General features: G+C 40.8%; 33 protein-coding genes. 1 reads left to right on the top strand and 32 read right to left on the bottom strand.

Annotation, left to right across the window (positions count from 1 at the left end):
- Positions 1–25: 25 nt before the first annotated feature.
- Entirely contained in the window at positions 26–652 is a 627-nt protein-coding gene (locus FJX03_05020) for a hypothetical protein (GenBank protein ID MBM3633052.1), read from the top strand.
- Positions 653–665: 13 nt separating this feature from the next.
- On the opposite strand, the gene FJX03_05015 is transcribed toward FJX03_05020, so the two are convergent.
- The 32 genes from FJX03_05015 to rpsL form a co-directional block, all read right to left on the bottom strand.
- On the bottom strand, positions 666–1499 hold the full coding sequence (locus FJX03_05015; GenBank protein MBM3633051.1) for a class D beta-lactamase: 834 nt from the start codon (positions 1497–1499) through the stop codon (positions 666–668).
- Positions 1500–1626: 127 nt separating this feature from the next.
- Positions 1627–2058: a 50S ribosomal protein L17 gene (locus FJX03_05010; GenBank protein MBM3633050.1), complete on the bottom strand. Its 432-nt coding sequence runs from the start codon at positions 2056–2058 to the stop codon at positions 1627–1629.
- A 49-nt stretch (positions 2059–2107) separates the two neighbouring features.
- Positions 2108–3127, bottom strand: coding sequence for a DNA-directed RNA polymerase subunit alpha (locus tag FJX03_05005; GenBank protein MBM3633049.1), 1020 nt, complete (start codon positions 3125–3127; stop codon positions 2108–2110).
- A 64-nt stretch (positions 3128–3191) separates the two neighbouring features.
- Positions 3192–3584, bottom strand: a complete 393-nt coding sequence (rpsK, locus tag FJX03_05000) for a 30S ribosomal protein S11 (GenBank protein MBM3633048.1) — start codon at positions 3582–3584, stop codon at positions 3192–3194.
- A gap of 22 nt (positions 3585–3606) precedes the next feature.
- Positions 3607–3984, bottom strand: a complete 378-nt coding sequence (gene rpsM / locus FJX03_04995; GenBank protein ID MBM3633047.1) for a 30S ribosomal protein S13 — start codon at positions 3982–3984, stop codon at positions 3607–3609.
- 1 nt (position 3985) lies between these two features.
- Entirely contained in the window at positions 3986–4657 is a 672-nt protein-coding gene (locus FJX03_04990; GenBank protein ID MBM3633046.1) for a nucleoside monophosphate kinase, read from the bottom strand.
- Position 4658: 1 nt separating this feature from the next.
- Complete coding sequence (gene secY / locus FJX03_04985) at positions 4659–6011, bottom strand: preprotein translocase subunit SecY (protein MBM3633045.1); 1353 nt, start codon at positions 6009–6011, stop codon at positions 4659–4661.
- Positions 6012–6193: 182 nt separating this feature from the next.
- Entirely contained in the window at positions 6194–6649 is a 456-nt protein-coding gene (locus tag FJX03_04980) for a 50S ribosomal protein L15 (protein MBM3633044.1), read from the bottom strand.
- Positions 6650–6675: 26 nt separating this feature from the next.
- Positions 6676–6846 (bottom strand): 50S ribosomal protein L30, encoded by a 171-nt coding sequence (gene rpmD / locus FJX03_04975; protein ID MBM3633043.1) that lies wholly within the window; start codon positions 6844–6846, stop codon positions 6676–6678.
- A gap of 168 nt (positions 6847–7014) precedes the next feature.
- Positions 7015–7563 carry a 30S ribosomal protein S5 gene (locus tag FJX03_04970; GenBank protein ID MBM3633042.1) on the bottom strand — a complete coding sequence of 183 codons (549 nt, stop codon included), beginning with the start codon at positions 7561–7563 and terminating at the stop codon, positions 7015–7017.
- Positions 7564–7572: 9 nt separating this feature from the next.
- Positions 7573–7935: a 50S ribosomal protein L18 gene (locus tag FJX03_04965; GenBank protein ID MBM3633041.1), complete on the bottom strand. Its 363-nt coding sequence runs from the start codon at positions 7933–7935 to the stop codon at positions 7573–7575.
- 2 nt (positions 7936–7937) lie between these two features.
- On the bottom strand, positions 7938–8471 hold the full coding sequence (locus FJX03_04960; protein MBM3633040.1) for a 50S ribosomal protein L6: 534 nt from the start codon (positions 8469–8471) through the stop codon (positions 7938–7940).
- A gap of 9 nt (positions 8472–8480) precedes the next feature.
- The gene (rpsH, locus tag FJX03_04955) at positions 8481–8879 is read right to left on the bottom strand and encodes a 30S ribosomal protein S8 (GenBank protein MBM3633039.1); all 399 of its coding nucleotides are present in this window, start codon (positions 8877–8879) and stop codon (positions 8481–8483) included.
- 3 nt (positions 8880–8882) lie between these two features.
- Positions 8883–9188 (bottom strand): 30S ribosomal protein S14, encoded by a 306-nt coding sequence (rpsN, locus tag FJX03_04950; GenBank protein MBM3633038.1) that lies wholly within the window; start codon positions 9186–9188, stop codon positions 8883–8885.
- Between the two features lie 6 nt (positions 9189–9194).
- Complete coding sequence (gene rplE / locus FJX03_04945) at positions 9195–9743, bottom strand: 50S ribosomal protein L5 (GenBank protein MBM3633037.1); 549 nt, start codon at positions 9741–9743, stop codon at positions 9195–9197.
- Positions 9744–9760: 17 nt separating this feature from the next.
- Positions 9761–10081, bottom strand: a complete 321-nt coding sequence (locus FJX03_04940; GenBank protein ID MBM3633036.1) for a 50S ribosomal protein L24 — start codon at positions 10079–10081, stop codon at positions 9761–9763.
- Positions 10081–10449 (bottom strand): 50S ribosomal protein L14, encoded by a 369-nt coding sequence (gene rplN, locus FJX03_04935; GenBank protein ID MBM3633035.1) that lies wholly within the window; start codon positions 10447–10449, stop codon positions 10081–10083. The genes FJX03_04940 and rplN overlap by 1 nt, the downstream gene beginning before the upstream one ends.
- Entirely contained in the window at positions 10446–10835 is a 390-nt protein-coding gene (rpsQ, locus tag FJX03_04930; protein ID MBM3633034.1) for a 30S ribosomal protein S17, read from the bottom strand. The genes rplN and rpsQ overlap by 4 nt, the downstream gene beginning before the upstream one ends.
- Before the next feature lie 14 nt (positions 10836–10849).
- A complete protein-coding gene (locus FJX03_04925; protein MBM3633033.1) occupies positions 10850–11041 on the bottom strand; it encodes a 50S ribosomal protein L29 in 192 nt (63 codons plus the stop codon).
- 11 nt (positions 11042–11052) lie between these two features.
- On the bottom strand, positions 11053–11463 hold the full coding sequence (gene rplP, locus FJX03_04920; GenBank protein MBM3633032.1) for a 50S ribosomal protein L16: 411 nt from the start codon (positions 11461–11463) through the stop codon (positions 11053–11055).
- 37 nt (positions 11464–11500) lie between these two features.
- Entirely contained in the window at positions 11501–12178 is a 678-nt protein-coding gene (gene rpsC / locus FJX03_04915) for a 30S ribosomal protein S3 (protein ID MBM3633031.1), read from the bottom strand.
- Between the two features lie 5 nt (positions 12179–12183).
- Positions 12184–12534, bottom strand: coding sequence for a 50S ribosomal protein L22 (locus tag FJX03_04910; protein ID MBM3633030.1), 351 nt, complete (start codon positions 12532–12534; stop codon positions 12184–12186).
- 1 nt (position 12535) lies between these two features.
- Positions 12536–12814 (bottom strand): 30S ribosomal protein S19, encoded by a 279-nt coding sequence (gene rpsS, locus FJX03_04905; GenBank protein ID MBM3633029.1) that lies wholly within the window; start codon positions 12812–12814, stop codon positions 12536–12538.
- Between the two features lie 13 nt (positions 12815–12827).
- Complete coding sequence (rplB, locus tag FJX03_04900; protein ID MBM3633028.1) at positions 12828–13649, bottom strand: 50S ribosomal protein L2; 822 nt, start codon at positions 13647–13649, stop codon at positions 12828–12830.
- A 2-nt stretch (positions 13650–13651) separates the two neighbouring features.
- Positions 13652–14014: a 50S ribosomal protein L23 gene (locus FJX03_04895; GenBank protein ID MBM3633027.1), complete on the bottom strand. Its 363-nt coding sequence runs from the start codon at positions 14012–14014 to the stop codon at positions 13652–13654.
- Positions 14011–14634, bottom strand: a complete 624-nt coding sequence (rplD, locus tag FJX03_04890; protein MBM3633026.1) for a 50S ribosomal protein L4 — start codon at positions 14632–14634, stop codon at positions 14011–14013. Before rplD ends, FJX03_04895 begins: the two co-directional genes overlap by 4 nt.
- Positions 14635–14670: 36 nt before the next feature.
- A complete protein-coding gene (locus FJX03_04885) occupies positions 14671–15324 on the bottom strand; it encodes a 50S ribosomal protein L3 (GenBank protein MBM3633025.1) in 654 nt (217 codons plus the stop codon).
- Positions 15325–15336: 12 nt separating this feature from the next.
- Positions 15337–15645 (bottom strand): 30S ribosomal protein S10, encoded by a 309-nt coding sequence (gene rpsJ, locus FJX03_04880; GenBank protein ID MBM3633024.1) that lies wholly within the window; start codon positions 15643–15645, stop codon positions 15337–15339.
- 51 nt (positions 15646–15696) lie between these two features.
- Positions 15697–16887 carry an elongation factor Tu gene (tuf, locus tag FJX03_04875; GenBank protein MBM3633023.1) on the bottom strand — a complete coding sequence of 397 codons (1191 nt, stop codon included), beginning with the start codon at positions 16885–16887 and terminating at the stop codon, positions 15697–15699.
- Between the two features lie 56 nt (positions 16888–16943).
- Complete coding sequence (fusA, locus tag FJX03_04870; GenBank protein MBM3633022.1) at positions 16944–19019, bottom strand: elongation factor G; 2076 nt, start codon at positions 19017–19019, stop codon at positions 16944–16946.
- Between the two features lie 9 nt (positions 19020–19028).
- Positions 19029–19499, bottom strand: a complete 471-nt coding sequence (gene rpsG / locus FJX03_04865; GenBank protein MBM3633021.1) for a 30S ribosomal protein S7 — start codon at positions 19497–19499, stop codon at positions 19029–19031.
- Positions 19500–19522: 23 nt separating this feature from the next.
- On the bottom strand, positions 19523–19894 hold the full coding sequence (gene rpsL, locus FJX03_04860; protein MBM3633020.1) for a 30S ribosomal protein S12: 372 nt from the start codon (positions 19892–19894) through the stop codon (positions 19523–19525).
- Positions 19895–19915 lie beyond the last annotated feature (21 nt).

The raw sequence follows: 19915 nt of genomic DNA, 5'->3' as shown, positions 1-19915 counted from the left end.
ATAACCTAGGTTTGAGGAGGGTATAATGTCTATAAAATCTACATTCATTCTTAGTTGTCTCATTTTGAGTATCAGTAGTACACAAAATATTGCATGGGCTGCCTATTCTTCACCCAGCGTTGCTAAAGAAAATGACATTGAAAAAGTTGATGTAACCACAAAAATGCAAGTCGTTATGGCAGAAAATAATGGCTCAAAACTTTCTCTAAAAGACTTAGATAATGTCACTCCCAACGTTACAAAAGCTGATACCTTACTTCGATCTCTTACACCAGAACAATTGACAACCCTACTTATCACTCCGGAGTCTTCTCCAGTTATGAGCGATACGCAAGATGCTCTCTTAATAGATGCTTTGTCGAAGAAACTTGTTTTTTCCCTCGTTGAAAAAGTCTCTGTGTTTGACACGCGTGAAGCCCTAAAAGATATATCCTTAAGTGAAGCTGTCAGAAATTTTGATTTCACTGATAGCTTGGTATCCTCGCTTAATGGAAAAGAACTTGTTTTTGGAGCTGAAGCTTTAAAAGAGGAAAGTTTGGTTGCTAAATTAGCAACTAAGGTGCAATTTGGCTCTCAAAAAGACTCAACCTTGGCTAAATTAACCGAAGCATTAAAGAAATTTAATCCTGACTTCTATATGATACCAGATTAAATAAATGAACGCTCTAGGGAGCACTGTTCAATAAAAGAGATTTGAGGCGCTCAGTGGCATTATTCTTCGCCATAATACGTGCAGGGATAGCATCACCATCCTGTCCTTTTACTAAACTCGCAAAAGTCAAAATTTGCCCAGGCTTATCTTTTGGCGGCTCAACCCAGCCAACAAACCATCCAATAGGTCGGGAAACACTCACAGTCGCTCCTTTATCCATTCGGTGGGAGCCTGAGCCTGTCTTTGCATAGAGCTTATAACCTCCGGGTAAGTCTTCAATAAACAATAAGTCTCGAGTAAACTTATAGGCTATATCAGAAAATGGTAACTTGTGATCCATAAATTTTTGAAGAAAATTCACCTGCTCTCTAGGAGATATTTTTAAGCTACTTGATAGCCACGCATGCGTTAGACCATTGTTTTTCCCCTTATCGCCCTCCAAATCCTCATTGCCATAACCAAGCAACTGAACGTAGCGCTGGAATGTTTCACTACCTAAGCGCTTCGTGAGAACTTGCGAGAACCAGACACACGAATGTCTCATCCAGGTTGTCGGTGTTTGATCAACCCCCCAATTTGGCAGACGCAAAGTATTCCATGATAAATATTCCTCACGAAATTTCCACACTGGATTGGTTTGACTAATAAGGATTTGTTGATCATAACCAATTAAACTTAAAACAATTTTAAACGTTGAACAGGGAGATACCTGCTCATCGACAGATCCCTCCTCAACAACAATATTTCCCGATGGATATTCTTTTATCAAAAGACTGGACTCACTCGCATAAATTCCGAGGGTATTCAACAAAATGAGTATACAAACTTGGTAAATAAATTGAGTCATGGATAGGCTTTCATGAGCAATTGAATTGTATATGAATATATAAAATACACTTTAGATTCCAATTTTCAATAAAAAAAACGGCCCTTAATTATAGGGCCGTTTCTTAGAAGTTACACTTCAGAAACTGTTATTTTGCAGGGGCTTCGGCTATATTTTCTTGCCCCGAAAGTCGGGCCATATCTTTTGCGCCTTTTGCGCCTTCGTCACGATCAACCAACTCAATGATCGCCAAGGGAGCATTATCACCATAACGAAAACCGGCTTTAATAATACGAATATATCCACCATTGCGTTTTTTATAGCGATCAGCAAGAGGCCCCATAAGTTTCGCTGCTAGTTCTTCACTACGGATTTGTGAAATAGCCTGACGCCTAGCGGCTAAGGACTTCTTCTTACCTAAAGTAATCAATTTCTCAACAATAGGACGAAGATCTTTTGCTTTTGGCAATGTGGTCGTGATCTGCTCATGCTCGACAAGAGCTTGAGCTAAATTAGCAAACAAGGCTTTTCTGTGAGCGCTTGTGCGATTAAGTTTTCTACCACTGATTCCATGTCTCATTTTCTAAATCTCCAATAGGGTACATATTTTATCTGGTGTACCACAATTCTTAAGTATAAGGATCTTCCAACTTCTTAGCGAGTTCTTCAATATTTTCTGGCGGCCAATTTGGAATAAGCATTCCAAGAGTTAGGCCCATACCATCAAGAACTTCCTTAATTTCATTCAAAGACTTCCGTCCAAAGTTGGGTGTCTTTAACATTTCATTTTCTGTTTTTTGGACTAAATCACCAATGTACAGAATATTTTCGTTCTTCAAACAATTTGCAGAACGAACTGAAAGCTCGAGTTCTTCAACTTTACGAAGCAAATTGCGGTTGAAGGGTAAATCTGAGGCTTCAGATTGACGCTCGGCATATTTTGGTTCTTCAAAATTGATAAACTGTTGAAGTTGATCTTGAAGAATGCGTGCTGCTAATGCAACGGCATCATCGGGCTTAATAGATCCATCCGTTAAAATACGCATCGTTAGTTTATCATAATCTGTACGTTGACCAACACGCGTTGGCTCAACGCGGAAGCTAACGCGCTTAACGGGACTAAAAATTGCATCAATAGGAATAACGCCAATTGGCTTATCTTCTTGAATGTGTTGTCCTGCCGGTACATAACCCTTGCCAGTTTCAACCGTCATTTCCATATTGAGTTTTCCACCTTCATCAAGTGTACAAATCACAACATCTGGATCTAGAATCTCTACTTCTGAAGGACAAATGATGTCTGAAGCTTTAACGGGACCACTACGAGCCACATTTAAACGAATTTTTCTTGATGTCTCAGAATGTAGACGAACACCAACAGTTTTGAGATTCAAAACAATATCCGTTACATCTTCCAATACTCCAGGGATAGTTGAAAATTCATGAAGAACTTCGTCTATTTTTACAGCAGTAATAGCTGCCCCCTGAATAGAGGAAAGAAGGATACGACGTATGGAATTACCCAAAGTCATCCCGAACCCTCTCTCTAACGGTTCTGCTACAACTTCTGCCTCACGCAAATCTGGATCGACAAACTGCACATTCAGCTTGAAGGGCTTAATTAATGACTGCCAATTTTTTTGAAGCACTTATCTTCCCCAATCTTAAAAACAAAATTCATGAACGACCAAAGTTAAAACTTTATGGTCAAACCTATACACGACGGCGCTTAGGTGCACGGCACCCATTATGAGGCACGGGAGACACATCACGAATAATGGTCACATTAAAGCCTACGGACTGCAAAGCCCTTAAGGCGGTTTCTCTTCCCGAACCTGGGCCTTTAACCATCACAGAAACATTTCTGACACCATGTTCAGATGCTTTCTTCCCAGCATCCTCAGCAGCGAGCTGTGCTGCATATGGTGTTGATTTGCGAGATCCTTTAAACCCAACCGAACCTGCAGATGACCAGGAAATTGCATTTCCTTGCTCGTCCGCAATTGTGATAACGGTGTTATTAAAAGTCGCATTAATGTGAGCTACTGCGTTGACGATATTTTTACGTTCTCGTCGACGAACTCTACCTACTGGTTTTTGTGCCATAATCGCCCCAATTATCCTTTACTTATTTACCAACCATTTTTTTACCCGCAATAGCAACTGCCTTGCCTTTGCGCGTACGTGCGTTTGTATGAGTCCTTTGACCACGAACAGGTAACCCTTTACGGTGTCTTAATCCTCTGTAACATGCCAAATCCATTAGTCTCTTTATATTCATTGAAACTTCCCGGCGCAAATCACCCTCAACTTTATAGTCTCTATCAATAATTTCCCGAATCTTCAAAATTTCTTGATCTGTCAGATCATTCACGCGGCGCTTAAAATCAATTCCTGCTTTATTCATGATGTCTTTTGAACGCACAGGACCAATGCCGTAAATATACGTTAAGGCTATAACTACCCTTTTTTGTGTCGGTATGTTGACACCAGCAATACGAGCCACATTATTCTCCTCTTCTAATTAACCCAGCCTTCATTATGGCTTCATTTATAAATGACGTTACTTCCTCTTGAGGAAGTGATGCATCAATACTTTTTAACAAACCCTTCTCGCTGTAGAAGCGTTTTGCTGGCAATGTTTGTTCTTGATAGATTTTTAATCTATTCTCGAGAACAGCTGGCGTATCGTCTTGGCGTCTATCAAAATGAGAAGAACCACATTGATCGCAAACGCTCTCAATTTTTGGTTTCTTCGTCACATCATGGTAGACAGCGCCACACTCCCGGCAAACATACCGCCCAGTAACACGTGCAATAAGCTCGCTCATATTTACAGCAAAGTCAAATACAACATCAACCTTTAAATTTTCTACACCAAGAAGTGCATCAAATGCAATAGCTTGGTTCAATGTTCTTGGAAAACCATCAAAAACAAAATCTTTTTTAACATTTTTTTCCACAACATTTGCAACAACTTGCATTATTAGTTCATCTTTCGGAAATTCTCCTGCTTGAACCTTAGAAGCAATGCTACGTCCAATTTCCGATCCAGAAGCTATTTCTTGCCTTAAAAGATCACCTGTTGAAACATGTACCAAATCTTTTATCGTTTTTTGCAAGGCTTGAGCTTGGGTTCCTTTACCTGAACCTGGAGGCCCAAAGAAAACGAGAATCATTTTACCGTTTTCCCCTTCCTCGGGATTTTTTGATCAGACCTTCATATTGGTGTGCCAATAAATAGGATTGAACTTGATTAATGGTATCAATCGTAACGCTCACAACAATTAATATACTGGTTCCCCCAAGATAAAATGGCAAGGAGCCAACACGTGATAAGATAAACTCAGGCAATATGCAAACCGACGCTAGGTAGATAGCACCCACAGCTGTTAGTCTTGTTAATATGTAATCAATGTAATTAGCCGTGCTTGGTCCAGGACGCACACCAGGAACATACGCACCCATTTTCCTCAAATTCTCAGCTGTCTCTGCCGGATTAAAAACAAGAGCTGTGTAAAAGAATGCAAAGAATACGATCATGAAAACATAAAGAACTATGTACAAAGGCGTCCCATGATTTAGATAAATAGCAATCATTCCTAACCAACTATCCGGTGTTCCTCCCGCAGAAAAGCCTGCAATAGTTGCTGGGAACATAAGTAAGGAAGAAGCAAATATAGGAGGAATAACACCTGCACTATTCAGTTTTAAGGGCAAATGTGTGGTTTGTGCTGTTGCAGGACGATCGGGAGCGGCCTGTCTTTTCGGATATTGAATGAGGATGCGTCTTTGTGCACGCTCAACAAACACAACGTAAGCAATAATAAGAGCTACCATAAATAAAATACCCAAAATGATAAGCAACGACAATGAACCTGTACGTCCTAGCTCGATCGTTCTAAACACAGATGAAGGGAGGTTAGCAACGATACCTGCATAAATGAGCAAGGAAATGCCATTGCCGATTCCTCGAGAAGTAATTTGTTCACCTAACCACATAATGAAAAGCGTACCGCCTGTTAATGTAATCATGGTTGTAAGACGAAAAAACATGCCAGGATCAAGCACAGCACCACCACCCGTGTGTCCGGTAAGTTTTTCGAGGCCTACGGCAATACCATAAGCTTGAATACATGCAAGAAATACTGTTCCATAACGTGTATATTGATTGATCTTGCGACGACCTGACTCACCTTCCTTTTTTAAAGCTTCTAAGTGAGGGGAGACGGAAGTCATTAGTTGAATAATAATGCTTGAGGAAATATAAGGCATAATCATAAGGGAAAATATTGTCATACGACCAACGGCACCACCTGAAAACATATCAAGCATTCCAAAAATACCGCCGGCATTTCTTTGAATAAATTCAGCTATAACCTCAGGATTAATACCAGGTAACGGGATATACGTTCCGATACGATAAATGACAAGAGCTGACAAAGTGAACCAGATTCTCTTCTTTAAGTCTTCTGCCTTTGTAAAAGTTTTTAAACTAATACTAGATGCAAATTGTTCGATTGCAGAAGACATACAGTTCCCCTTGCCTATAATTTATGCTATTAACATTACTCTTTTACAAGGCGTGAATTCCAAATATTAAAACTACATTTAATTTTACATTAATATGAAAAACAAACCTTACATTACCACTTAAACTCAAAAACAAAAGTCATTTTTGAGTACAAACTGACGATTAAGCCTAAATCTAACTCTTAAGCAAACTTTATAGATCCACCCAATTTTTCAACTGCAGCTTTTGCTGAGGCTGACGCACGTGTAATCTCTAAATTGACTTTTTGATCTAACTTACCTGTAGAAATAAGACTGATACCTTCGTACCATTTCTTCATGGTTCTCGTGGCAATCAATATTTCTCGATCAATCGGCTTAGACGGATCAATTTTTTTATTCTTAATAAGAGTATTAATTTTACTAAAGGTCAGCTCAAACATACTTTGGGCATGAATGTTTACGAATCCACGCTTTGGAAGTCTACGATAAATAGGATTTTGACCGCCCTCAAAGCCGTTCAATGCGACGCCTGAACGCGCAGTTTGACCTTTACCCCCACGACCAGATGTTTTTCCCAATCCTGATCCAATACCACGACCACGTAACTTTTTCTTTGTACGTGCACCGTAGTTGTCATTAATTTCATTTAATTTTATGCTCATGTAACTATCTCAATTCGTTATTATTCAAGAACGACAACCATATGCTGTAACTTATCAAGCAAACCTCTTGTTGATAAATTATCAATAATTTGACGCTCCCTATTCAGCTTTCCCAGTCCCAATGACTTTAGATAAAGTTGTTGTCTCGGATCACGACGAATAGGGCTTCCAATTTGTTTAATGCGAACCATGCTTTGCTTTGCTTTTGGCGAAGCCTCGGATTTAACTGGCTTTGCTTCAGACTTTATAGATTTTGCGGTTTCTGCACCAGCAACTTCAGTCTGTGATAACTCATCAGTCACTTTCGAAGCTTTTGTCGATTTAGCCGGAGTCTTTGTAACTTTATTATCTGCCATTTATTATCTCCTTGCCAAAGCCGCATCACGACGCGCCACAACTTCAGGTACTTTTCGACCCAATTTCATAGCAATCTGACGTGGTGAAGTCATATTTGTTAAAGCATTAAAGGTTGCCCGAACGACGTTATAATAATTTGAAGTTCCAACAGACTTACTAACAACATCTTGCAGACCAAGGGCTTCAAAAACTGCGCGCATAGGACCACCAGCAATAATACCTGTTCCGGGAGGAGCCATTCTCAAATTAACACTGCCGGCTCCAAATTTACCTTTAACGTCATGATGGAGTGTACGCCCCTCTCTTAAAGGAACGCGAATCATTCCGCGTTTTGCTTGCTCAGTCGCTTTTCGCACAGCATCGGGAACTTCCCGCGCCTTACCCGCTCCAAAACCAACTTTACCTTTACCATCACCAATCACAACAAGGGCAGAAAAACGCAAGTTTTTTCCGCCTTTAACAACTTTTGTTACGCGGCGGACACTGACGAGTTTTTCAATCAGCTCTTGCTCTTCTTTAACGTTTTTATCTGTATTCGTAACTTTGCTCATTGTTTTTTCCTAGAAACTCAGTCCATTTTCACGTGCTGCATCAGCAAGGGCTTTCACACGCCCGTGATACAGGTAACCCGATCTGTCAAAGTATACGTCTTTAATACCTGCTTTAACAGCTTTCTTTGCAATTAATTGCCCGACAGCAATTGCCGCCTCTTTATTACAACCACTCTTCAATGACTTTTTAATATCTTTGTCAATTGTTGACGCTGTTGCAAGCGTAATTGATTTTTCATCATCAATTATTTGCGCATAAATATTACAATTAGAGCGATATATGCTCAATCTTAATCGCCCAGAATTAACCTTTCGCAGTTTCGTACGAATTCTCTGTTTACGGCGATCTCGTGCGTTCTTTAATACTATCATGGCTACTTCTTCTTACCTTCTTTTCTTACAACAAACTCACCTTGCCGTATAACCCCTTTTCCCTTATAAGGTTCTGGAGTCCGGTAAGACCTAATCTCTGCTGCCATTTGACCCACTTTTTGTTTGCTGGGTCCCGTAATAGAAATTGAGGTTGGCTTTTCACATTTTACCGTAATTCCATGAGGAATGGGATATTCAATATCGTGACTATATCCCAGCTGCAATACAAGTTTTGATCCTTGCACTGAGGCGCGATAACCAACACCACTCAACTCTAAGTTAACAACAGCGCCTTGATCTACAGCAGATATCATAGTTGCAATTCGACGTTGTGCAGTCCCCCACATCATTTGAGCGATTTTTTCGCCAGATTTTGGTTTAACGACAATTACATTATCATTGCGCTCAACGATAACATGATCCGGAAACTCATAAGAGTCCTTACCTGTTTTTCCTTGCGCTTCTATGACATTGGCGTTAATTGTAACTGTAACACCAGCAGGCACACTTATAGGATTTTTCCCAACTCGAGACATATTAATACCTTAAAATACTTGACAGATTATTTCGCCACCGACACCTTGAACTTTGGCTTCTATATCAGACATTACACCTTTTGAGGTCGATAATATACTAATTCCCAGACCGCTACGATAACTGTTTAATTTCTTCACAGCACAATAAAGACGCCGACCTGGCTTTGAGGCTCTCACAACAGTTTCTATAACTGGCAAACCTTCGCTATACTTCAATTCTATAATGATCTTTTCAATGCCTTTTCGCACTTCTTCTGATCGATAATTTCTGATGTAACCTTCGGTCTTTAGAACTTCAAGTACATTTTTACGCATTGACGATGAAGGAGATTCAACAGATGCTTTACCAACCCGTTGACCGTTACGAATTCTCGTTAACATATCTCCAATAGGATCATTAATATTCATATTTTACCAACTCGACTTTATAATACCTGGGATTAAACCTGCAGACCCTAAATCTCTCAATGCAATTCTTGAAAGAGAGAACTTACGGTGATAACCTCTTGGACGCCCTGACAACAAACAACGATTCCGAATACGCGTTGCAGAACTATTGCGCGGCATTTCAGCAAGCTTTAAAGTTGCCATTATGCGATCTTCAATTGGCGTTACCTTTGAAGAAATTATTTTCTTCAAAGCTCTGCGCTTATTTTCTGCGCGCTTTGAAAGAAGTTTACGCCTATTGTTTTTTTCAATTGAACCTTGTTTTGCCATAACTCATTATTCCTTAGATTGTATAATCGGAAGATTTAAGGCCTTCAGCAATGCAAGACATTCTGCGTCCGTTTTTGCTGTCGTACATATAATTACATCAAAGCCGCGAACTTTATCAACTTTGTCATAATCAACTTCAGGAAAAATGATTTGCTCTTTAATTCCTAAAGCATAATTGCCATGACCATCAAAGCTCTTAGGTGAAAGTCCTCTAAAATCTCGTACGCGTGGAAGGGCGATATTAATCAATCTATCCATAAATTCATACATACGTGCTCGACGTAAAGTCACTTTAGCACCAATTTGCATACCTTCGCGCAGTTTAAACTGTGCAATTGATTTCTTCGCAGTTGTTATCACTGGTTTTTGACCAGATATAGCCGTCAATTCGTCAACAACAGTCTGTAGTTTTTTACTATCTTGCGTTGCTTCTCCAACGCATGAATTGATCACGATTTTATCAAGACGGGGAACTTCAAGAACATTTGTGTAATTGAAATCCTTCATCAACTGCGATCGGATTACATCCTTATATAAATCATATAACCTTGCCATAATTGTACTCGTCTATTCTAATATGTATCGCCACTTTTTTTAGCGTATCTAACCTTTGTTCCATCTTTTTGAATTTTGAAACCCACTTTTGTTGGACTTCCATCTTTAGGATCTAACAAAGCAACATTTGAAATATGAATGGGTAATTCCTTTTGAATGATACCACCTGTATTTGTTTGACTTGGCTTTGTGTGACGTTTAACCACATTAATGCCTTTTACAAATACTTTTGCATCTTCCTTAACAACAGAAAGAACTTCACCCTTCTTACCTTTATCACGTCCAGTGCGAACTATAACAGTATCGCCTTTGCGAATTTTAAACTTTACTGCAGTCATTATAATACCTCTGGAGCCAAAGAAATAATCTTCATAAAACCAACTGACCTTAATTCGCGTGTTACGGGTCCAAAAATACGCGTGCCAATAGGCTCATTTTGTTTGCTAATTAAAACTGCAGCATTACGGTCAAATTGTATTTCACTTCCGTCTTGACGACGAATTGCCTGTTTTGTGCGAACAACAACCGCTCTGTGAACATCGCCCTTCTTAACTTTCCCCTTAGGAAGCGCACCTTTAATTGAAACCACAATAATATCACCAACGGAAGCATAGCGTCTTTTAGAGCCACCCAATACTTTAATGCATTGTACTTCGCGAGCACCGGAATTATCGGCAACTTCTAACCTTGTTTCGACTTGAATCATGGCTTTGTCACCTTTGCGCTTTTAGAATTTGTTACTGATTCAGACTTAAGATCAGACGTCTTTTTTACAGATCCAGATACTTTAGTCGCTCCCCCTGCATTTGAACCACCAGCCTTTTTAATAGCAGTTTCAGACTTTAAAGGATGCTCTTGTTGATTTTCAGACATTACATGCCATTTTTTAGTCTTCGATATAGGACGACATTCAATTATTTTTACAACATCACCTGTCTTATGAAGATTTTCAGGATCATGGGCTGCGTACTTGCATGAACGTGTAATATATTTTTTATACACTGGATGCTTAACATTTTTAACAACCCGAACAACAATAGTTTTGTGACTTGCATCACTAACAACTACACCTTGTAGTACACGACATGGCATCGATTCTCTCCGCTCTACTTCTTATTCACTTGGACAAGCCGTGTCTTAATACGGGCAACATCACGACGATTTTTACGAATTTGTGAGGTATTTGCAACTGTCCCCGTGGCTCTTTGAATACGAATATTCAATAGTTCCTTCTTGAGGCTATACAAGCTATCATAAAGCTCACTCGTTGATTTATTTGATACTTCTTGATACTTCACGTTACTTCACCTTAACCAATACGTTTTACAAATTTAGTTTTGATGGGCAATTTTGCATCAGCCAACTTAAAGGCTTCTTCGGCGATTTCTGCCGACACACCATCTAATTCAAATAATATTTTACCTGGCTTCACTCGGCATATCTGATATTCCGGGTTACCCTTACCACTTCCCATTCTGACTTCTGCTGGCTTTGAAGAAACCGGAACATCTGGAAATATTCGAATCCAAACTTTTCCAATACGTCTTATGTGACGCGTTATAGCTCTTCTAGCTGCTTCAATTTGTCTAGCAGTAATACGTTCTGGTTGCAAGGCTTTTAATCCATAGGTACCATAGCTAACTTCAGTACCAGCCTTGGCCATTCCATGAATTTTTCCCTTAAACGCCTTGCGGTATTTACTTTTTTTGGGCGCTAACATCGAAGCATTCCTTTAAATAAGTGTTAACTCTCTCGATTTATCGAGCTGTTGTACCTTCATTGAGTCTCTTTTCATGAGCCATTGGATCATGCTCCAATATTTCACCTTTATAAACCCAAACCTTAATTCCACATGTTCCGTATGTTGTTTTCGCAACGCCCAAACCATAATCTATGTCTGAGCGAAATGTATGCAGAGGAACCCGTCCTTCACGATACCATTCCATACGAGCAATTTCAGCACCGCCTAAACGGCCCGAACAGTTAATTCTTACGCCAAGCGCACCAAGTCTCATCGCAGACTGCATCGCGCGCTTCATAGCACGACGAAATGAAACACGACGTTCAATTTGTTGGGCTATTCCATCAGCTATAAGTTTTGCGTCAAGCTCTGGTTTACGAACTTCTACGATATTAATCGTTACATCAGTCTTAGATATCTCTGATAGCTTTTGCTTGAGCTTCTCAATATCAGCACCCTTTTTACCAATAAGCACGCCTGGGCGAGCTGTATAGATACTTAAGCGAGCTTTTTTAGCAGGGCGCTCAATAATGACACGAGAAATACCCGCTTGTTGCAAATTTTCCATAAGGTATTTACGAATCTTAAAATCTTGGTGAAGCAGAGTCGCGTAATCTTTTTCAGCGTACCAGCGTGAATCCCAAGTTTTATTAATACCTAATCTTAAACTTATAGGGTTAACTTTTTGCCCCATTATCTTTATACCTCTTTTTCGCGTACAATAATCGTCAAATGGCTAAATGGCTTCTTAATTCCAGCGCCGCGTCCTTTTGCTCTTGCATGAAATCTTTTTAATACAAAAGATTGTCCGACAAAGGCTTCATCTACTATCAATCGGTCTATATCTAAACCATGATTGTTTTCTGCATTAGCAACAGCAGACATTAATGTTTTATAAGCATCATGTGATACTCGCTTTTGGCAATTTGACAAAAGATCAGAAGCTCGGGAAATATCCTTACCTCTAATTAATTGTGCAATAAGGTTAAGCTTGCGAGGACTCACTCTTACATTTCTTAATATTGCCGTCGCTGTGGTTTGAGATGCCATATTAGCCTCTTTTCGCTTTCTTATCTGCGCCATGTCCATAATAAGTACGTGTCGGCGCAAATTCACCAAACTTATGACCAACCATATTTTCGCTTACATAAACTGGCACAAATTTTTTGCCATTATGCACACCAAAAGTTAGGCCCACAAACTGGGGCAAAACAGTTGATCTTCTGGACCATGTTTTTATTACGTCATTTCGGCCTGATCCTTGAGCTACTTCTGCTTTCTTGAGAAGATATCGATCAAAAAAAGGGCCTTTCCAAACTGATCTTGGCACTGAATTGTCTCCGTTACTTAGCGCGTCTAATAATTAATTTCGATGTTCTCTTATTCTTACGAGTCTTCTTGCCTTTTGTTGGAATACCCCAAGGTGTAACGGGATGTCGTCCACCAGATGTACGTCCTTCACCACCACCATGCGGGTGATCAATTGGGTTCATAGCAACACCACGAACACAAGGCTTCTTTCCTAACCAGCGATTTCGACCCGCCTTACCAATACTTCTATTTTGATGGTCCGGATTTGATACCGCACCAACAGTCGCTGTGCACTCACCTTTAACCAATCTAAGCTCTCCAGATGATAACTTAAGGATTGTATTTCCTGAATCACGTCCAGCAATTTGAGCATACGCACCAGCGGATCTAGCAAATTGGCCACCTTTACCAACTTTAGACTCTATATTATGAACAATAGTCCCTACGGGAATGTTTTTCAATGGCAATGCGTTTCCCGGCTTAATATCGACTTTATCACCAGCAATGACTTGATCGCCAGCTTTTAAGCGCTGTGGGGCAAGAATATAAGCATATTCACCATCTTCATATCTTATCAATGCTATAAAAGCCGATCGATTGGGATCATATTCTAAACGTTCCACGGTTGCCATAACATTTGTTTTGGTTCGGCGGAAGTCAACCAAACGATATCGTTGTTTATGACCACCACCTCTGTTCCATGATGTAATACGGCCATGACAGTTACGTCCACCCGTTTTGGATTTTCCCTCAGTCAAGCCTTTGAAAGGCTTACCTGGCCATAACTCGCTGCGATCAATATTGACGAGTTGGCGCTGAGAAGGAGTTGTTGCTTTATAATTTTTTAAGCCCATTTCTAAATTCCTGCCCCAAGATCTAACTGTTGACCGTCATTTAAAGTAATGATGGCTTTTTTAACGTCTACCTGAACCCCGCGCCTACCCTTAAAGACTTTAACTTTTCCTTTACGGACAAGTGTATTAACAGCCTTTACAGATACACCAAAAGCCGACTCAATAGCCAACTTTATTTGAGGTTTTGTTGCTGTAATCGATACAGCAAAGGTGACTTGATTGTGTTCACTTGCATTGGTGCTTTTTTCAGTTACGATTGGATATTTAATGACATCAAGCAACCCGAAGTTTTTTTTGTCACCAGCATTGCTTGCCGATGCAGTTCCTTTCTTGGCTTTTTTAGTCTTAGTTTCTGTTTGTGTCATTTCAATCGTGCCTCTAAAGCTTTAACAGCTTCCACTGTTAAAATTAATTTTTCTTTACGCATGATGTCATATACGTTTGCTCCAATTTGTGGCAGCACGTCAAAACCCATAACATTTCCCGCAGCTAATGCTGTATTCGTTAGACCTGTTGCATCGACATCAATAAGAAGAATGTTTTCAGTACCAAATTTAGCCAATATAGCTTTTAATTCTTTTGTTTTGGGTTGATTGATCTCAAAACTATCGACAACAATTATATTTCCCGACTCCAACTTTGAAGAAAGGACCGATTTTAATCCCAAGGCACGAACCTTTTTGGGCAGACTATATGCATGTGAGCGCACTACGGGACCAAATATAACAGCTCCACCTCTGAATTGTGGGCCTCTTTTACTTCCGTGACGTGCGCCGCCTGTACCTTTTTGACGATACATTTTTTTAGTTGTACCACTAATATCACCGATTTCTTTTGTTTTATGGTTGCCAGAGCGACGTTTTGCCAGCTGCCATTCAACTACCCGTGATAAAATATCAACCCGAACTGGTTGTTGGAAGATAGAAGCAGGTAATTCAATGTCCCCTACCTTCTTATTTTGAATATTTACAACTTCGTGTTTCATTTTCGTATACCGTTATTCCTTAGAGGTAACCGTGCATTATATAGCGGCTGTTGTAGGGGATTTCTTGATTGCATCCCTAACATAAACACAACTGCCGCGGGCTCCAGGGACACTTCCCTTTACATAAATAAGCCCACGTTCTGCATCAACATCATGTACTTTTAAATTCAACTTAGTAACACGTCTTGCCCCCATGTGGCCAGCCATTTTTTTATTTTTAAAAACTTTTCCAGGGTCTTGACGATTTCCAGTGGATCCATGACTTCTGTGTGAAACGGATACACCGTGTGATGCTCGTAGTCCACCAAAGTTATGGCGCTTCATAACACCAGCAAATCCCTTACCAACGCTCGTCCCTGTCACATCAATATATTGACCCGGAGCAAACATATCAACGTTTACAATTTGGCCAACTGTTAACATGTTTTGGTCATCAACTCGGTATTCACATAGCTGAGCTTTAGGGTCAACTTCAGCCTTTGCAAAATAACCTCGCATTGGTTTTGTTAGCGACTGGGGTTTTGCAACCTTAGCGCCTAACTGAACAGCTTGGTATCCGTGCTTTTCGACTGTTCTTACAGCCACAACTGAGCAATTATCGACTTTTAAAACCGTGACAGGAACTTGCGTTCCATCAGCGGTAAAAATCTGTGTCATGCCTATTTTTTCTGCTATTAATCCGGTTCTCATGGGTCTTAGCTCCTACAGTTTGATCTCAACATCAACGCCAGCAGCTAAGTCTAGCTTCATTAAAGCGTCAACTGTTTGAGGCAACCAGTCAATAATATCAATAAGTCTTTTGTGCGTGCGAATCTCGAATTGTTCTCGAGATTTTTTGTCAATAAACGGTGAACGTAAAACCGTAAATTTTCCAATATTAGTTGGCAAAGGTATGGGACCTCTCACTTGAGCTCCCGTTCTCTTAGCTGTATTAACAATTTCCTTAACAGATTGGTCTAGCAAACGATGATCGTATGCTTTTAATCTGATTCGTATGTTTTGCTTTTCCATTTTACCCTTGCTCGCTAATAAATATTATATGAGATTCATCCCACCAGATCTTTACTTTAAGATTTTTGAGACCACACCAGCCCCAACAGTTCGGCCACCCTCACGAATCGCAAACCGTAATCCTTCATCCATCGCAATCGGAGCGATCAATTCTACCTTCATCGCGATGTTATCGCCAGGCATCACCATCTCAACTCCCTCTTTCAAATACACCATTCCCGTCACATCCGTCGTACGGAAGTAAAATTGAGGACGGTAGTTCGTCATAAACGGTGTATGGCGGCCCCCTTCTTCTTTCGTCAATATGTAAGCTTCCGCTTCAAAGTCTGTATGCGGGTTGATAGAACCAGGCGCTGCCAATACTTGACCACGCTCAACTTCTTCTCGCTTCGTTCCGCGCAATAGGGCTCCAATGTTATCACCAGCTTCTCCTTGATCCAGAAGCTTGCGGAACATTTCAACTCCCGTAACAACCGTCTTCGTCGTCGCATGAAGTCCCACAATCTCAACTTCTTCACCAACCTTCACAACGCCACGCTCAACGCGACCCGTCACAACCGTTCCTCGGCCCGATATCGAAAACACATCTTCTATCGGCATCAAAAACGGACGATCCTTCGGGCGCTCAGGTTGCGGTATAGATGCATCCACAGCATCCATCAACTTCTTAATCGCATCCGCTCCTTTTTCAGGATCTCGGCTTTCAAGAGCACATAACGCTGACCCGCGGATAATCGGAATATCATCCCCAGGATAACCATACGACGTTAGCAAATCTCGAATTTCCATCTCAACCAAGTCTAACAACTCGCTGTCATCTACCATATCCGTCTTATTCATAAAAACTACCAACGCAGGAACGCCAACCTGGCGCGCCAACAAAATATGTTCACGGGTTTGGGGCATCGGACCATCAGCTGCTGATACAACCAATATCGCGCCATCCATTTGCGCCGCTCCAGTGATCATATTCTTTACGTAGTCAGCGTGACCTGGACAGTCAACGTGCGCATAGTGACGATTATCAGTCTCATATTCAACGTGCGCCGTCGATATCGTTATCCCACGAGCTCTTTCTTCAGGCGCTTTGTCAATCTGGTCATACGCTGTATAACTCGCTTGACCCTTCTCTGCCAATATCTTCGTTATCGCGGCTGTCAATGATGTCTTCCCATGATCAACGTGACCAATCGTTCCTATGTTACAATGCGGCTTATTCCGCTCAAATTTCGCTTTCGTCATGATACCCTCTCAACTTTCAAACCATAAATTTCAAAAAAGTTCTTTATTACTACACTCTAACTTGATTTCGCACGTATTTCATCTGCGACATGCTGTGGAACTTGTTCGTAATGATCAAACAGCATTGTAAATTGTGCACGACCTTGCGACATAGAGCGCAATGTATTAACATATCCAAACATATTTGCTAAAGGCACTTTAGCCATAATAACGCGTGCGTTTGCTCTTTGATCCATGCCCGTTACTTGTCCACGACGACTGTTTAAATCACCAATAACATCTCCCATATAATCTTCAGGAGTTACAACTTCAACTTTCATTATCGGCTCAAGTAGCTTTGGGGCACATTTTGGGATACCTTCCCGGAACGCCGCTCTGGCAGCAATTTCAAAGGCTAGAGCACTGGAGTCAACATCATGGTAGCTACCATCATACAAAATAGCTTTAAAATCTATGACCGGGAAACCAGCCAAAACACCCGTATCAAGTGAAGATTGAAGACCCTTAATAACACCAGGAATATATTCTTTTGGAACCGCTCCACCCACAATTTCATTCTCAAACACAAACCCTTCACCAGGCTCAAGAGGTTGAAATTTCAATTTAATGCGAGCAAATTGACCAGATCCACCTGATTGCTTTTTGTGTGTATAGTCAATATCGCCAATTTTTGTAATTGTTTCACGATAAGCAACTTGAGGCGCACCAATGTTGGCTTCAACTTTAAACTCTCGCTTCATACGATCCACAATAATTTCTAAGTGCAGCTCTCCCATTCCTTTTATAATAGTTTGACCTGATTCAACATCAGATGTTACGCGGAAGGAAGGATCTTCACTAGCAAGTCGCGCCAAAGCAATACCCATTTTTTCTTGGTCAGCTTTGGTTTTTGGTTCAACGGCAATTTCAATAACAGGATCTGGAAATTCCATTCTTTCCAATATAACGGGATGAGATGGATCACACAGAGTATCCCCCGTTGTCGTACTTTTTAATCCGCATAGCGCAACGATATCGCCGGCTTGCGCTTCTTTAATATCTTCTCGGCTGTTCGCATGCATTAATAACATACGCCCCGTTCGTTCTTTTTCATCTTTTGTAGAATTGAGAACGTAACTGCCCGTTGCGAGGGTTCCAGAATAAACCCGAACGAAAGTTAATGTCCCGACAAATGGGTCTGTCATAATTTTAAAGGCTAGACCCGAAAATGGCGCCTTATCATCTGCATTTCGGATAACTTCCTCATCAGAATCTGGTAATATGCCTTTGACAGAAGTAATATCTTCTGGCGAAGGAAGGTAGTCCACAACACAATCCAAAAGCGGTTGCACACCCTTATTTTTAAATGCACTGCCACACATAACAGGCACAAACTTTCCATGCAATACGCCTTTGCGAATGCAATTTTTCAAAACATCTATGGTTGGTTCTTCACCATTTAGGTATTTCTCTAACGCAACATCATCTAGCTCTACAGCCATTTCCACTAATTGGGCATGGTATTTTTCTGCCGCTTCTTTCATATTTTCTGGAATTTCGACTATGTCGAATTTAGCGCCTAACGTTTCGTCTTGCCAAATGATTGCCTTCATAGCAACCAAATCAACAATACCAACAAAATCACTTTCAACACCAATTGGCAACTGAATCACTAAAGGACGCGCGCCCAAACGATCCACGATCATATCTACACAGCGATAAAAATTGGCACCTGTACGATCCATTTTATTTACAAAACAGATTCGAGGCACATGGTATTTATCTGCTTGACGCCAAACCGTCTCAGATTGTGGCTCCACTCCTGCCACACCGTCAAACACAGCCACTGCACCATCAAGAACTCGCAACGACCGCTCGACTTCAATCGTAAAATCGACGTGACCTGGCGTGTCTATAATATTGATTCTATTATCATTCCAAAAACAAGTTGTTGCCGCAGAAGTAATTGTAATGCCGCGCTCTTGTTCTTGCTCCATCCAGTCCATAACGGCGGTACCTTCATGGACTTCACCAATTTTATAGGATCGACCTGTATAATAGAGAATACGCTCTGTAGTCGTTGTTTTTCCAGCATCAATATGGGCCATAATACCAATATTGCGATACTTATTAAGAGGGGTGGTTCTTGACATCTTCTTCCCTTACCAACGATAGTGCGAAAACGCACGATTGGCTTCTGCCATTTTGTGAGTATCTTCGCGCTTTTTAACAGATGTACCACGATTATTTGCTGCATCTGAAAGTTCAGCAGACAAACGATCAACCATCGTTTTTTCTGATCTTTTACGAGCGCCGCCAATAAGCCAACGAATCGCTAATGCTTGTGCTCGCTCTGGTCGCACTTCCGTTGGAACTTGATAGGTAGCACCACCGACTCTACGTGACCGAACTTCAACAGCGGGTCTTACATTTTCTAGCGCATCATGGAATAAATCAATGGCGTTTTTTCCACCACGTCCTTGCATTTTTTCTAAAGCACCGTAAACAATCCGCTCTGCAGTGGATTTTTTACCCTTAGACATGATACTATTGATGAATTTAGCCAACACAAAGTCTCCAAACTTTGGATCTGGCAAGATTTCTTTTTTTTCAGCCGCGCGACGACGAGACATTGTATTTCCCTCTTAACTAAATCTTATTTAGGACGCTTAGCGCCATACTTTGATCGAGATTGACGACGATCTTTAACACCTTGTGTATCTAATGCACCACGAATGATGTGATATCTCACACCTGGCAAGTCCTTTACACGACCTCCGCGTATCAACACGACAGAGTGCTCTTGTAAGTTATGCCCTTCACCAGGTATATACCCTGTAACTTCATATCCATTTGTTAAACGAATACGTGCAACTTTACGTAAAGCTGAGTTAGGTTTTTTCGGTGTTGTTGTAAACACACGGGTACACACACCACGCTTTTGAGGGCACGCCTCAAGGGCCGGCACTTTGTTTCGGGCTCCTTTAGGGGCCCGAGGTTTACGAATCAATTGATTTATTGTAGGCATAAGCCTTCATCCTTTTACAAA

The sequence above is a fragment of the Alphaproteobacteria bacterium genome (genome assembly GCA_016870095.1).
Lineage (GTDB): Bacteria > Pseudomonadota > Alphaproteobacteria > Paracaedibacterales > VGCI01 > VGCI01.
Note: the sequence above shows the minus strand (reverse complement) of the source record. Positions and strands in the feature narration are given on the sequence as shown.